Raw genomic sequence first — 14,446 nt, 5'->3', positions numbered from 1 at the left:
CCATGAAAAACGTAAAGCCTATTTTTCTGCTAGCTTCTACACTGGCAATAACAGTATTCACCCTCGGCTGCAAGCAAAAAAACAAGGAAACTGGAAAAGACCAAAGTGAATGGATTCAACTGTTCAACGGGGCAAATTTGGACAATTGGACCGTAAAAATTCACCACTATGAGGTTGGGGATAATTTTGGGGACACTTTTAGAGTAAAAGATAGTATTCTCCAGGTGAGGTACGATAACTATGAAGGCCATTTCAATGAACGCTATGGTCATTTGTATTACGACCAACCTTTTTCCAACTATCATTTGGTTGTGGAATATCGGTTTGTGGAGGGATGGTACGAGACTGCACCAGATTATACATTGCTAAACAGTGGGGTCATGTTCCACTCCCAAGACCCCAGAACCATGCCCAAGGAGCAAGATTGGCCCATTTCTGTGGAGATGCAGTTTCTTGCGGAAGTAAACAAAGGAGAATCCAGACCAACCGGAAACATGTGTTCACCAGGGACAGATGTGGTTTATGAAGGACAGATTGACCCTAGACACTGCATTAGTTCTTCCAGCGACACCTATCCTGTTGGGGAATGGGTACGTGCAGAGCTGATTGTACATACCGATTCGTTGATTACCCATATCATCAATGGCAAAAAGGTACTGGAATACAGCAAGCCCCAGATTGGTGGTGGGGTGGCCAATCGCTATGACGAATCCATTAAAATTGATGGGACCCCTCTAAAAGAAGGATTCATTGCGCTTCAAAGTGAAGGTCAAGCCATAGATTTTAGGAAAGTGGCGTTAAAGATTCTTGACGAGTAAGAACTCATTCCAAAGTGAGCCCTTTTCTTCTTACCCACAAATGGGCAAATACCATGTTGGGCACCCAACAAAGCCATGCCACAATCTTGTAGGCAATTAAAAATTCGCCAAAAACCATTGTTAGCAAAGGTAGCCAAATGCGAAGTGTAACTGCTGCAAAACAGGCCGCGTAGCTGTAGATCATCATTCCCTGATGCAAGGACAGGTCTTTTTTTCTGATAGCCCAATATGCCCATCCCGTGGTGTATAACCATATCAATCCCAACCCTATAAATCCTAGTGCCGGAACAATACCCCCTGTTGCGAAAAATCCCAGATATACTCCAAAGATTCCACTGATGAAAGCTGCCCCTACATAAACTTTCCCAAGGTTTCGGTGTAGTTTTAAGTACTTGGAACGTAACTTTTTACTAAACTGCGACCACCCCAATAACAAGGCCAATCCTCCAAAGGAAATATGTCCGTAGAAAGCAGCACGCCAAACTTGATTGGCCAATAGTTCCTTTGATTTTCCGGCCAGAAGACCAAAATCACCAGAGGAAAATAAATAAGCCAAGGGATATATTCCAATGGCCATGGCCAAAAAGGCGAACACAATCCAAGCTACCCTGTTTCTAACCATACCGGCCATATACTTTGATTTTCAGATAGGTAAGTTATCGAATATTTGGGTGAAAAAACAAGAATCAAAAATCTTAATCGTTATATAGGTTGATGAACCGGCCATTAAGCCTCCCAAATCGCATCATCATGAAAATAATTCTACTCCTAATTACCATATTTTTTTCATCAATGGCAGTAACAAGTTGCACCAATGACGAAGGAGAGACTGAGTTTGACCACATTACTCCTGAAGAGGAGCAACAAGCCCTTTTAGATAGGATGGAGCAGGAAAAAGTGAACTAATTTTTCTTGTTTTTGTGTCTTCCTCTAGCCAACAAGGTGTTTTTTAGCAACATGGCAATGGTCATAGGACCTACGCCACCAGGAACTGGCGTGATGTAAGAGGCTTTTTTGCCCACATTTTCAAAATCGACGTCCCCAGTGATGTAGTATCCCCGTTCCTTGGTTTCATCGGGAACGCGGGTAATACCCACATCTATGATGACCACCCCATCCTTGACCATATCGGCTTTAAGGAAATTGGGAACTCCCAATGCCGAGACCACAATATCGGCTTGCAAGGTAAGTGATTTAAGATCCTTGGTCCTACTATGGGTTAGGGTAACCGTGGCATCGGCCGCTTTTCCTTTCTGGCTCATCAAAATACTGATAGGCCTTCCCACAATATGGCTTCTACCGATCACTACAGTGTGCTTGCCTGAAGTTTCAACATTGTATCTACGCAGCAATTCCATAATACCAAAGGGAGTAGCAGGAATGAACGACTCCATGTCAAGGGCCATTTTTCCAAAATTGGTGGGATGAAAACCATCAACATCCTTATCTGGGTCAACAGCCAGTAGCACTTTTTCCTCATCAATATGCTTGGGCAGGGGCAACTGAACAATATATCCGTCAATATCTGGATTGGCATTAAGCTCCGCTACCTGCTTCAACAGGGCATCCTCTGTGGTGTCTTCAGGAAGATGGATCAAGGTGGATTCGAAACCTATTTTTTTACAGGAACGTACTTTACTGCCCACATAGGTTAGGCTAGCACCATCGTTCCCCACCAAAACAGCGGCCAAATGGGGTACTTTTTCCCCTCTTTCTTTCATTTGCGCCACCTCAACGGCGATTTCTTCTTTGATTTGGTTTGATATTTTTTTTCCGTCAAGGATTTCCATGGTCTGGCTTTGGTTTTCTGGTAATTAAATAGTGGTTCTGTTATCTATTGTCTGATTTCAGATATCTGATTTCTGAAGTCTAGTGTCCGATGTCTGTTGTCTGACAAAATTATCGCATGTTCTGCATCATCTGCATCATCTTTTTGCCACCTCCACCTTGCATCATCTTCATCATTTTGCTCATTTGGTCAAACTGTTTTAGCAATTGATTCACTTCTTGGATGGAAGTGCCACTACCAGCTGCGATACGCTTTTTTCTACTGGCATTGAGTTTGGATGGTGTAGAACGTTCATCAGGGGTCATGGAGTGGATAATGGCCTCAATATGCTTAAAGGCATCGTCATCAATATCCAAGCCTTTAAGGGCCTTTCCCGCACCGGGAATCATTCCCATAAGGTCTTTCATGTTCCCCATCCGTTTGATTTGTTGAATCTGGCTTAGGAAGTCGTCAAAACCAAACTTGTTCTTGGCAATTTTCTTTTGGATTTTACGGGCCTGCTCCTCGTCGAACTGCTCTTGGGCACGTTCTACCAAGGAAACCACATCTCCCATCCCCAAAATACGATCGGCCATCCTTGAAGGGTGGAAAACATCGATGGCTTCCATTTTTTCACCGGTACCGATGAACTTAATGGGTTTGTCCACCACAGATTTAATGGAAATGGCTGCACCCCCACGGGTATCTCCATCCAATTTGGTCAGGATAACCCCATCAAAGTTGAGTACATCGTTGAAGGCCTTGGCCGTATTCACCGCATCCTGACCCGTCATGGAATCCACCACAAAAAGAGTCTCCTGGGGCTCAATGGCTTTATGGATGTTGGCAATCTCGGTCATCATTTGTTCATCCACGGCCAAACGACCAGCGGTATCCACGATCACCACATTGCAACCTAAACTTTTGGCGTGTTTTATACCAGCTTTGGCAATGGCCACGGGATCATTGTTCTCCCGATCGGAATACACCTCAACCCCAATTTGTTCGCCAACCACATGCAACTGGTCAATCGCCGCGGGACGATACACATCACAGGCCACCAATAATGGTTTTTTGGTTTTCTTGTTTTTAAGGTAATTGGCCAATTTTCCGGAGAAGGTGGTCTTACCGGAACCTTGTAGACCGGACATCAAAATCACGGATGGGTTTCCTGACAGGTCGATATCCTCGGCATCGCCTCCCATAAGTTGCGTAAGCTCGTCCTTGACAATCTTGACCATAAGTTGGCCGGGCTGAAGGGTGGTCAGTACGTTCTGACCCAATGCCTTTTCCTTTACGGTATTGGTAAATTCCTTGGCTATCTTAAAGTTGACATCGGCATCCAATAGGGCCCTACGAACTTCCTTAAGGGTTTCCGCCACATTGATCTCCGTAATCTGTCCATGTCCTTTGAGGACGTGGAGCGCCTTATCCAGTTTATCGCTTAAATTGTCGAACATGTTCTTACTTCAGTTTAAAAGAGGGACAAATTTAAGAATAATTAAAAAGAAAAGGACGGCTTTGGGGAGAGCCGTCCTTTTCAAACTAACAGATTGGGGAAATTTTATGGTTTTTCAAAGACCAATATCTCCGTTGAGTTCTCTTGTTCATGTACCAATTCAATTCTGTTGGCCTCAACCATGTTGATATACCAATCTTCGGTAAGCTCTCCCAAAGAGCCTTCTGCACCTAAATTCAAATAGAATTTCAGCACTCCATCATGGTTTCTCAACACCCTCCACAGTCCTTCTGCAATTGAATCATCATTTATAGATACTCCTACTTGGTGCATGGTATCGAAATTGAATTCCATAGTAGCATATTCACTGGTAAGGTCTTCATTGTTTTCCGTATACTGCGCAACCATCCATGGTCCACCCATCATAATATTCCTAATTTCCGCTACATCTTCATCATCAGCATTATCATCACAAACACGCTGTAAGATTAGTTCGTAGCCAATATCTTCCACTTCAAATTTAAGTCTGTCATTGGCAAGATCTCTTAAAGGCCATTCGAAGTTAACCCCGGGTTCATCTCCCATGGTAATCATAAGTGACATGACCAACTGGCTGTTAAGGCCTATTTCCCAAGTACCTTCGGAAGTTGACACACCATTGCTCAAGGTAACCACACCCTCTGCCATAAACTTGAATTCATAGCCCAACAATCTTTCAATCTCTTCGCCTTGGTTTTTCACTTTTTTAATGATCCATTCGCATTCACCAAGGATAGCTCTCAACGTATCAGGGTCTGGTTCTTCTCCAGGATTGATATCACATCGTTGCTTAAGTATGATCCTGTTGGCACTTTCGGCATATAGCTTGATTTTACCTTCTCCGACTTCGTATACCACCCATTCCAAATTAAAGTCAACCAAGGTGTCGAACTCCAAGGCCAGAACTGGTCCATGGTCAGACTGAGTTGTACTCCAAGTACCGTTAAGTGTATTTCCGCTGGCAACTTTTACTACTACGGCACCATCTTCGGAAAAAGTCATCAAGTATTCAAAATATTGACCGGTCTGGTCCACTTCATTGCGGATTACTTCTCTTACTTCCCATGGGCATTCCACCAAATAAGCGTCCAATCGTTCTTTGCTAAAATCATCATCATTATAATCATCATCGTCATCTTCGTCACAATCGTCCTTGGCATTGCTCAACGCAGCAGCAAGTGAGGCATTGTTTTCAACTACGATTTCGGTACCATCGTATTTTTTTAGGGTGATGGGAAAGTCAATACTCACCAAGGCATCATCCTCAAGTTCTGCAAAGAACTTTCTCATTTGCTCATCGCTTTCAATCTTAACCTCTCCTGATACTTGGTTGTTCACATCAAAATTGAACAAGGTAATGGGGTATACAAAATCGATACATTCAATATCATCATCGTCTCCTCCTTCTAGGCAATCTCTTGCCATTTCTTCCAATTGGTCAAAGTTTTCAATAACGATTTCACTAAAATCCGAAAGGGTAATCGTAATGGGGAAGATGATATCAAGAATGTCGTCATCGTCATCTATTTCATCAAAGATTTCCTCTATGGTGTGCAAGTCTTCTTTGGAATCTATTGTGATTTGGATTCCATTCACCTCAACGGTATAGGGAAACTTAACGGCAAAACAGCTTGCTTTGTCCACAATATTGTCATAAGAACCATCTTGGGAAGATGTTTTCTCGATCAGTTGTGCCGTATTGGAGTTGGCAATAATGGTTTCCTGATCTTCAACGCCGCCAATTTCCTCAAACTCATCTTGGCAAGCAGTAAAATTAAGGCCCGCAAGTAAAAGGCCTACGTATAAGAAGTTGTGCATCAACTTTTTCATAACAATTTGAATTTTGGGGTTAGAATTCAATCCTAAAACAACTGCGTTAAAAAAAACCCTACCAAATCTTAATTTTTTTTAAAATATCTTTGAAACGGAAACAAACCTTTTTCCATGAGCAACGTTTGTGAAGAACAAGTCTTCAGTTCCATATTCAAGTCCAATTCCAAAACGGTTTTCAATTATATCTATTATAAATTTGGAAACGCGGAAAAAGCAAATGATGCAGTACAGGAAGCTTTTGTAAAGCTTTGGGAGAACTGCGCAAAGGTGAGCCCGGAGAAAGCAAAGTCCTATGTGTACACCATTGCCAATAACCTCTATTTAAATGTAATAAAGGCTGAAAAGGTACGGTTGAAGTACGCTAATTCCGTAAATGAACAATCTTCCAATCTTTCGCCAGAATTTTTGATGGAAGAAAAGCAGTACAAAGAAAAGTTGGAAAATGCCCTTAACGCGCTTCCCGAAAATCAACGGACCACTTTTTTATTGAACAGAATCGATGGAAAAAAATATGCCGAGATCGCCGAAATGGAAGGTGTTAGTGTAAAAGCCATTGAAAAACGGATGCATTTGGCCCTAAAAAGTCTGAGGGAACAAATAGATGGCTTATGATACAATGTATAATGGACAATTTATAATTAGCAATAATCAATTGCCGTTAACCATTTATTGAATATTGCTAATTGAACATTGTTAATTGATAAAGTAGGGTTTTTTAGAATATAGTTGTTACAATAAGGTAAAGCATAGAAACCATGCAGGAAAATTACTTGGCAAAATGGCTCAGTGGAGAGCTTTCCGAAAAGGAGCTTGCGGAATTTAAAAAGTCCGAAGAGTATGCTTCCTATCAAAAGCTCAAAGAGATCTCAAGCACTTTGAAGTCTCCAGAATTTGATATGGACAGTGCTTTTGAACTGATCAAACAGCAACATTTTGGCCAAGCACCAAAGGTGATCACCCTGAATCCGTTCAAGAAATTCCTTCGTGTTGCCGCCGTCATAGCCATTATGCTGGCTGGTTCTTATTTCTACCTGAACACACTGGATGAATCTGTTGGCACTTCGCTAGCAGAACGTTCCGAAGTGATTCTTCCCGACAATTCCGAAGTATTCCTAAATGCAGATTCACATGTCTCCTTTAGCAAGAAAAAGTGGGATCAAGAACGAAATATAACCCTGAAAGGAGAAGCTTTCTTTAAAGTGGCCAAAGGAAAAAAATTCACCGTGCAAACAGACCACGGAACTGTTGCAGTGCTCGGAACCCAATTCAATGTAGAAAATAGAAAAGGTTTTTTTGAAGTAACTTGTTACGAAGGTTTGGTAAGCGTTACTTTTAATGACCAAGAAACCAAATTGCCAGCGGGTTCATCGTTTTTGGTCATTGATGGAAAACTTGTAAAAACGGCGGAACCCAAAGACAATCAACCCACATGGATGAACAACGAAAGTAGCTTTGAAAGTATACCCCTCCAATTTGTCTTCGCTGAATTGGAAAGGCAGTTTAACCTCCGTGTGACAACAAAAAATATAAACACCGAGTTGCTTTTTACGGGCAGCTTCAACAACACAGACCTAAATATGGCGTTAAAAAGTATAAGTACCCCATCCCAAATCCAATACAAAGTTGAGGGTGATAATGTACTTTTCTATGCTGGGAACACTACGCCATAGTCATTTCTGCCTTATTCTGGGCTTCTTGCTGTTCTTCCATACCTTTCATGCCCAAGAACAGCAAAATTCCATAGGTCTTATTCCCTACCTAAAAACCTTGGAAGAGCGTTTTAACATCAAGTTTTCATACCTCAACGAGGACTTGGATGATTTCACCATAAGCATTCCAGAAAATTTGGTGGCCCTAAATGATATACTCGATTATATTGAGTCACGATTGCAACTACAAACCGAAAAACTCAATGACCGCTATTATACGCTGACCAAAAGCACGAGCATAACCCTCTGCGGAACTGTGTTGGACAATTTTGCCGAGAACACCATTCCCGGGGCCACAGTGGAAGTCTTGGGAACCGAAATTGCGCAGACCACAGATTCCAACGGTGGTTTCATGCTGCATAACGTCTCAAGAGGCGCATCGCTCAAAATTCGATATTTAGGCTACCTTACCAAGTACATTCCCATTGAAAGCCTTGTCCAACAAGGAGGATGTCCCAAAATTTTATTGGCCCAACATTACGAACAATTGGACGAGGTCATTGTATACAAATACCTAACCACTGGGCTTATCAAAGAGAAGGACGCCAGCATTACACTGAACACTGCAGAATTTGGAATTTTGCCAGGGCTTATAGAACCCGACATTCTACAGACCGTTCAGGCATTACCCGGGATAAAAAGTATAGACGAGACCGTATCTGACATCAATGTAAGAGGGGGCACCAACGATCAAAACCTTGTGTTGTGGAACGGCATAAAAATGTATCAGTTTGGACATTTTTTTGGGCTGATATCAGCTTTCAATCCTTATTTGACAGATAAAGTTTCTGTTATTAAAAATGGTACCCCTGCTGCCTTTGGTGATGGGGTGAGCAGCGTTATACAAATGGAGACAAGCAACCAAATTGCCGACACCTTTCAAGGTGGGGCAGGTTTCAATTTCATCAGTGGGGATATCTTTGGCCAGTTTCCCTTGAGCAACAAATTGGGATTTCAGTTTTCGGCAAGGCGCTCCACAACCGATTTTCTGAACACGCCCACCTACAATAAGTTTTTCGACCGGGCCTTTCAAGATAGCAAGGTGACCGATGAGAACAATGTTACCGTTGATGAGAACATTTCAAGGGATGAAGATTTCTATTTCTATGATTTTTCGGGAAAATTGCTGTACGACATCAATGATTTTCATAAACTGCGATTCAGTGCGATCCACATCAACAACAATTTAAATTATATTGAAACCGACCAAACCAATGATGAGACCACCCAAAGCATCTTGGAGCAGACCAATATCTCCATTGGGGGTCAACTGTTGAGTGATTGGTCCGGCAACTTTTCTTCCCAACTCAACGTGTATTATTCCAGATACAACTTAGACGCACAAAGCATTTTTGACAATCAGATACAGCAACTGGAGCAAAAGAACATTGTGGATGAAAGAGCAGTAAAAGTGAACACCGAATACAAATTAACAGATCATCTACAATGGACCAATGGTTTTCAATATATAGAAACCGGCATTATCAACAGGGCCTTTGTTACCCAACCCAGTTATGACACGAATATCAAGGGTGTTATCCGTATTCATTCCCCCTACACCGAAATTGGATATCACTCCTCTGAAAACAAGTTCATAGGGAGAGTTGGGGCCCGGGTCAATTTTATTGAAAACCTGGGTACATTCAACAAATATTTGGTGGAACCCCGTATCAATCTCAACTTCAAACTGGCCAATTATCTTCGGGCAGAGTTGTTGGGGGAGTTCAAAAGCCAGACCACCCACCAGATCATAGATTTGGAACAAAATTTTTTAGGTATAGAAAAACGCCGATGGACCTTATCGGATGACGACACCTTACCCATCACCCAGAGCAAACAAGGCTCCTTAGGCATTAATTATGAACGAAATAATTTTTATCTAGGCCTTGAAGGTTTCTACAAAAATGTGGATGGCATCAGCACCCGAACCCAAGGGTTTCAGAACCAAAACCAATTTAGCGGGGAAATAGGCAGTTATGATGTAAAAGGCGTTGAATTCCTCATCAATAAAAGAGGGGACAATTATAGCACTTGGTTGAGCTATGCCTACAACAAAAACGATTATACATTCAACTCGGTGGTGCCCAGCAAATTTCCCAACAATTTGGACATACACCACACCATAACCTTTGCGGGAACCTACAACTATAAAGATCTAAAACTGAGTTTGGGCATAAACTACCGTACTGGAAAGCCCTACACCGAACCCTTGGATGGGGACGAGGCTTTGGACAATTCTTTTTTCCCGGCCCGAATCAACTATCAATCGCCCAACAGCAGCCGTTTACCTGAGTATTTTAGGGCAGATGCCTCTGCAGTCTATAGTTTTGATATGGGTAGAAGTATACGGGCAACCACTGGAGTTTCATTGCTCAATATGACCAACCGTAAAAATAGTTTAAACCGGTATTACCGTGTTAATGATGAAGACCAAATTGAAGCTGTGGAAAGTGTTTCCTTGGGCATTACCCCAAATGTGAGTTTTAGGGTGAGTTTCTAGGCCAGATTGTCCAAATCGAGATTGAACATCTTCTTGAGTGTTTCAAAAAGTGTTGGAAAATCCCTTTTAAAAAGTTCCGGGGTTTCCATAAAATTTTCACAGGCCACCGCAAAAAATTCCAGAATGTTCGCCTTGGCATAGTCCCTAAAGTAACCCGTGGACTCCATCCTTGAAGTAAAATGTTTATCTGAGAACATTCTTTCCATCCTTCGGAATCCAGCCTGAAATTTCAAGGACTCCCATGAATTCCTACCTTTTGTTTCATGGTACAGTGCATGTGAGAATTCATGAATTGCAAGGTTAACATTGTCATCTGATTGCTCAAATCCTTTTTCTAGGTTATCAGCAGCGAAAACAATAGTTTTAAGACCAACGTTATACTCCCCAAGATGATGCTTTCTATTGATCAAGGAATAATATTCCGAGGGATAAATCACTATACGGTGCACGGATCTTCGAAATTTATAGTTTCTCATCCCCAGAGTCAATAAACAACTTGCCGTACTGATCAAAAGTTTTAATTCCTGTTTATGACCAACAGGACCTCTAAAAGTAAAATGCTTTCTTGTCCTGAACCAAGAAACCCTTTTGAATAAAATTTCACGCTGCTCCACATCCAACCTATTGATGGAAGGAATTTTGGACTTGATGATAAAAATCTCCTTTGAGGTAAGTGCTTTTGGTCTATTAAAAGGATTTAGCTCATAGAGGTCAATGGCATAGTTGACGATATAAACCAAATAGGAAAGTATAAAGAGAATACAGGCTATGGCAAATATGTCAACCCCAGTGACTCCCAAAACTACATCCGCTCGGGAACATCTATACCCAATAATCTAAAAGCGGATTGAATCACTTCCGCCACTTTTTGGGATAGTTGTACCCTGAACTGCTTTTTGGTTTCATCAGGTTCGCCCAAAATGGACACCTGCTGATAAAAGGAATTGAATTCCTTCACCAAATCATAGGTGTAATTGGCAATCAAGGCCGGACTATAGTTTTCAGCAGCCAATTGAATGGTTTCTGGAAACTGCTGAATACCCTTTAACAGCTCCTTCTCCTTTTCATGAAGGGAAAATGTCATGTCGAGCGCGGTCGAGACATCAAAATTGGCTTTTCTTAGAATGGATTGAATCCTAGCATAGGTATATTGAATAAAAGGCCCCGTGTTCCCTTGAAAATCCACGGACTCCTCCGGATTGAACAAAATCCGTTTTTTGGGGTCCACTTTTAGGATGTAATATTTTAGAGCCCCCAACCCAATGGTTCGGTACAGTTGCTGCTTTTCTTCTTCGGTATAGCCTTCCAGTTTGCCCAATTCTACCGAAATGGCCTCTGCAGTCTCCTCCATGTTGGTGATGAGGTCATCCGCATCTACAACGGTACCTTCCCTACTCTTCATCTTTCCGCTGGGGAGGTCCACCATACCGTAACTCAAATGGTACAATTGTTCCGCCCAAGTATACCCCAATTTCTTTAGGATGAGGAACAACACTTTAAAGTGGTAGTCCTGCTCATTTCCAACGGTATAGACCATCCCATTGATATCCGGGAAATCCGTTACCCTCTGAATGGCCGTTCCAATATCTTGGGTCATATAGACGGCGGTACCATCGGAACGCAACACAATTTTCTCATCCAGTCCCTCTTCGGTAAGATCGATCCACACGCTGCCATCTTCTTTTTTAAAGAAGACCCCCTTCTCCAGACCTTCCTTGACTACATCCCGACCCAACAGATAAGTGTCGCTCTCATAGTAAAGTTTATCAAAATCTACTCCAAGGTTTTTATAGGTGGTATCAAAACCAGCATATACCCAAGCGTTCATTTTCTTCCAAAGGGACACTACCTCAGCATCTCCCGCTTCCCATTTGCGGAGCATTTCTTGGGCTTCCAATAAAATGGGTGCTTCCTTTTCAGCTTGGTCCTTGTCAATTCCACTGGCAACCAATGCTGCAATTTGCTCCTTGTAAGCCTTGTCAAAGGCCACATAGTATTTCCCCACCAAATGATCGCCTTTTAATCCGGTGGATTCTGGAGTCTCACCTTCCCCAAATTTCTGCCAAGCCAACATGCTTTTGCAGATATGGATGCCACGATCGTTGATAATCTGGGTTTTGTACACTTTTCGTCCCGATGCCTTTAAAATCTCAGCTACGGAATACCCCAACAAGTTGTTTCGGATATGTCCCAAGTGCAAGGGTTTGTTGGTATTGGGAGAAGAATATTCCACCATTACCGCACCATCCAAAAGTGTTTTTACATACCCGTAGTTTGTCTCCTTTTTAATGCCATTGAAAAAATTGAGATAGTAACTATCTTCAATAACGATGTTTAGAAAACCTTGTACCACATTGCATTTGGCCACTTCATCTACATGCTCCTGCAAATAATCACCGATTTGGCTACCGATCTGTACCGGATTCCCCTTCACGTAGCGTAACATAGGAAATACCACCACGGTAATATCTCCCTCAAAATCCTTACGGGTAGGTTGAAATTCCACCGTAGGCAGTTCTACTTGGTACAGTTCTTTTACGGCCGCAATGACCTTAAGGCTCAAATCGTTCTGCAAACTCATCTCAAAAGCATTTCAGCCCGCAAAACTACACATTTTTTTGCGCTTTTGTTTTACTATTTCTGCCACGCAGCATTACACATCCACACAATTTTGAGTATTTTTAGGCATGCTTCTGAACGTCTCTTATTCCGATAAAGACATTACCCGAAAAATTGATGCTTCGGTAGGAAAACCTTTTCCCTTAAGGGAAAGATTCGCCATGGACGGGATTGGCTCCCCAAAACTCTTTATCACCGAGACCAGTGTGGAAATCCAGAACCTGCTTATTTTGGACAACAACCTGAACAGTTGCAACATAGAACTCAGGCCCAAGGGCATCATTGTACGGTTTAGGTCGCTATTGGAAACCTACGGACTCGTTATCCCCTATTACAAATTAACGCTGTACAAAGGAGACATGGCCGTGCACTCCATCCATATGGACCATCACTATATCAAAGTTATATCGGACACCAAGGCCGTTCAGAAATTCTTCAAGAAATTATTGGACCAGAAAGCGAACAATACACCAACCTCCATTGAAGACCTATGAGCCTGTTTAAAAAACAACCAAAAATTGAGGTAAAACCTTCCCCAACAGATCAAAAACTGTATCGCGCGGGGTGGATGGTCGTGGCCTTCAATGTCTTTTTGGTACTGGGAGTCTATTTTGATCTCCCCGAAACCATCCCCACGCACTTCAACTTTCAGGGGCGGGTAGATGGTTATGGACCTAAATCTACCTTGTGGGCCATTCCCATGCTCAGTGCTGGACTGTACCTTGCCATGGGCCTAATTGCCACCAAATTAAAACCGTGGCTCATGAACTATCCCGTAAAAGTCACCGAGGAAAATGCCCCCAAACTATACCCATTGGCATTGCGAATGCTTTCAGTAATGAACTTCTGTTTTGTAATGGCCTTTTTGATTACCACCGGAATCATTCTTTTAAAAATAAAAGGCTGGATCAATACTGCAGATGTTCAGTTACTTATTGGATTATGGGTACTCAATGGCCTTATACCCCTATACTACGTCTACAAAATGGTAGTGGTGGCAAGAGAGCAGGTCTAAATTCAAAGTTTGGGCATAGGGCATTCGAGTAAATCCGTGACATTCGTGTCAAACAAAAAGAGATTTCTCGACTGCGCTTGAAATGACAGCAACAGGCAAAACGTCATTTCGACATGAGTCCCGAAAACTGTCGGGACGATTGAGAAATCCCAACCAACCCATAGATTTCTCACATTCGTTCGAAATGACATAAGACATTGGAGAAAATCCGTGGCATTCGTGTCAAACCAAAAGAGATTTCTCACATGCCTGCCCGTCCGGTCAGGCGGGCGCTCGAAATGACAACAACAGGCAAAGCGTCATTTCGATATGAGATGCAAAGCATCGATTGAGAAATCCCAACCACCCATAGATTTCTCACATTCGTTCGAAATGACATAAGACATTGGAGAAAATTCGTGACATTCGTGTCAAACCAAAAAAAGTCATTTCGACATAAGATGCAAAGCATCGATTGAGAAATCCAAACCAACCATAGATTTCTCACATTCGTTCGAAATGACATAGAACATTCGAGTAAATTCGTATCATTCGTGTCCAACAAAAAAAAACATCATTTCGACATAAGATGCAAAGCATCGATTGAGAAATCCAAACCACCCATAGATTTCTCACATTCGTTCGAAATGACATAGAGGATTCAAGTAAATTCGTGGCATTCGTGTCAAACCATTACGTGTTTTGTC

The 14,446-nt window shown here is 42.2% G+C and carries 13 protein-coding genes; 7 read left to right on the top strand and 6 right to left on the bottom strand.

The genetic code is table 11. The features are described 5' to 3' along the window. Positions 1-2: 2 nt before the first annotated feature. A complete protein-coding gene (locus EZV76_RS05760; RefSeq protein WP_136565652.1) occupies positions 3-818 on the top strand; it encodes a 3-keto-disaccharide hydrolase in 816 nt (271 codons plus the stop codon). Positions 819-822: 4 nt separating this feature from the next. Here EZV76_RS05760 and EZV76_RS05755 read toward each other — a convergent pair whose 3' ends face one another. Beyond that, positions 823-1,449 (bottom strand): DUF2306 domain-containing protein, encoded by a 627-nt coding sequence (locus tag EZV76_RS05755; RefSeq protein WP_136565651.1) that lies wholly within the window; start codon positions 1,447-1,449, stop codon positions 823-825. Between the two features lie 119 nt (positions 1,450-1,568). Between EZV76_RS05755 and EZV76_RS17050 the strand changes: the two genes are divergently transcribed. After that, a complete protein-coding gene (locus EZV76_RS17050; protein WP_161594387.1) occupies positions 1,569-1,724 on the top strand; it encodes a hypothetical protein in 156 nt (51 codons plus the stop codon). On the opposite strand, the gene folD is transcribed toward EZV76_RS17050, so the two are convergent. From folD to EZV76_RS05740, 3 genes are all read right to left on the bottom strand, one after another. Further along, the gene (gene folD / locus EZV76_RS05750; protein ID WP_136565650.1) at positions 1,721-2,608 is read right to left on the bottom strand and encodes a bifunctional methylenetetrahydrofolate dehydrogenase/methenyltetrahydrofolate cyclohydrolase FolD; all 888 of its coding nucleotides are present in this window, start codon (positions 2,606-2,608) and stop codon (positions 1,721-1,723) included. The two genes, EZV76_RS17050 and folD, sit on opposite strands and share 4 nt — an antisense overlap. A gap of 109 nt (positions 2,609-2,717) precedes the next feature. Then, positions 2,718-4,046: a signal recognition particle protein gene (ffh, locus tag EZV76_RS05745; protein WP_116218551.1), complete on the bottom strand. Its 1,329-nt coding sequence runs from the start codon at positions 4,044-4,046 to the stop codon at positions 2,718-2,720. A 104-nt stretch (positions 4,047-4,150) separates the two neighbouring features. Further along, a complete protein-coding gene (locus EZV76_RS05740; protein ID WP_136565649.1) occupies positions 4,151-5,914 on the bottom strand; it encodes a hypothetical protein in 1,764 nt (587 codons plus the stop codon). Between the two features lie 114 nt (positions 5,915-6,028). On the opposite strand from EZV76_RS05740, the gene EZV76_RS05735 reads away from it, so the two are divergent. The 3 genes from EZV76_RS05735 (at position 6,029) to EZV76_RS05725 (ending at position 10,126) form a co-directional block, all read left to right on the top strand. Beyond that, complete coding sequence (locus EZV76_RS05735) at positions 6,029-6,529, top strand: RNA polymerase sigma factor (RefSeq protein ID WP_136565648.1); 501 nt, start codon at positions 6,029-6,031, stop codon at positions 6,527-6,529. A gap of 143 nt (positions 6,530-6,672) precedes the next feature. Then, positions 6,673-7,587 carry a FecR family protein gene (locus EZV76_RS05730; protein ID WP_136565647.1) on the top strand — a complete coding sequence of 305 codons (915 nt, stop codon included), beginning with the start codon at positions 6,673-6,675 and terminating at the stop codon, positions 7,585-7,587. Next, positions 7,565-10,126 (top strand): TonB-dependent receptor, encoded by a 2,562-nt coding sequence (locus EZV76_RS05725; RefSeq protein ID WP_136565646.1) that lies wholly within the window; start codon positions 7,565-7,567, stop codon positions 10,124-10,126. Before EZV76_RS05730 ends, EZV76_RS05725 begins: the two co-directional genes overlap by 23 nt. Here the strand turns inward: EZV76_RS05725 and EZV76_RS05720 are convergent. Both EZV76_RS05720 and argS read right to left on the bottom strand, forming a co-directional pair. Then, positions 10,123-10,926: a zinc-dependent peptidase gene (locus EZV76_RS05720; protein ID WP_161594386.1), complete on the bottom strand. Its 804-nt coding sequence runs from the start codon at positions 10,924-10,926 to the stop codon at positions 10,123-10,125. The two genes, EZV76_RS05725 and EZV76_RS05720, sit on opposite strands and share 4 nt — an antisense overlap. A 2-nt stretch (positions 10,927-10,928) precedes the next feature. Beyond that, positions 10,929-12,707, bottom strand: coding sequence for an arginine--tRNA ligase (gene argS, locus EZV76_RS05715; RefSeq protein WP_136565644.1), 1,779 nt, complete (start codon positions 12,705-12,707; stop codon positions 10,929-10,931). A gap of 106 nt (positions 12,708-12,813) precedes the next feature. Between argS and EZV76_RS05710 the strand changes: the two genes are divergently transcribed. Together EZV76_RS05710 and EZV76_RS05705 are read left to right on the top strand one after the other, a co-directional pair. Continuing rightward, the gene (locus EZV76_RS05710; protein ID WP_136565643.1) at positions 12,814-13,239 is read left to right on the top strand and encodes a hypothetical protein; all 426 of its coding nucleotides are present in this window, start codon (positions 12,814-12,816) and stop codon (positions 13,237-13,239) included. Continuing rightward, positions 13,236-13,760, top strand: coding sequence for a DUF1648 domain-containing protein (locus EZV76_RS05705; protein WP_136565642.1), 525 nt, complete (start codon positions 13,236-13,238; stop codon positions 13,758-13,760). Before EZV76_RS05710 ends, EZV76_RS05705 begins: the two co-directional genes overlap by 4 nt. Positions 13,761-14,446 lie beyond the last annotated feature (686 nt).

Source organism: Flagellimonas alvinocaridis (assembly GCF_004916895.1).
Taxonomy (GTDB): Bacteria; Bacteroidota; Bacteroidia; order Flavobacteriales; family Flavobacteriaceae; genus Flagellimonas; species Flagellimonas alvinocaridis.
This window is presented reverse-complemented; position numbering and strand designations above follow the sequence as displayed.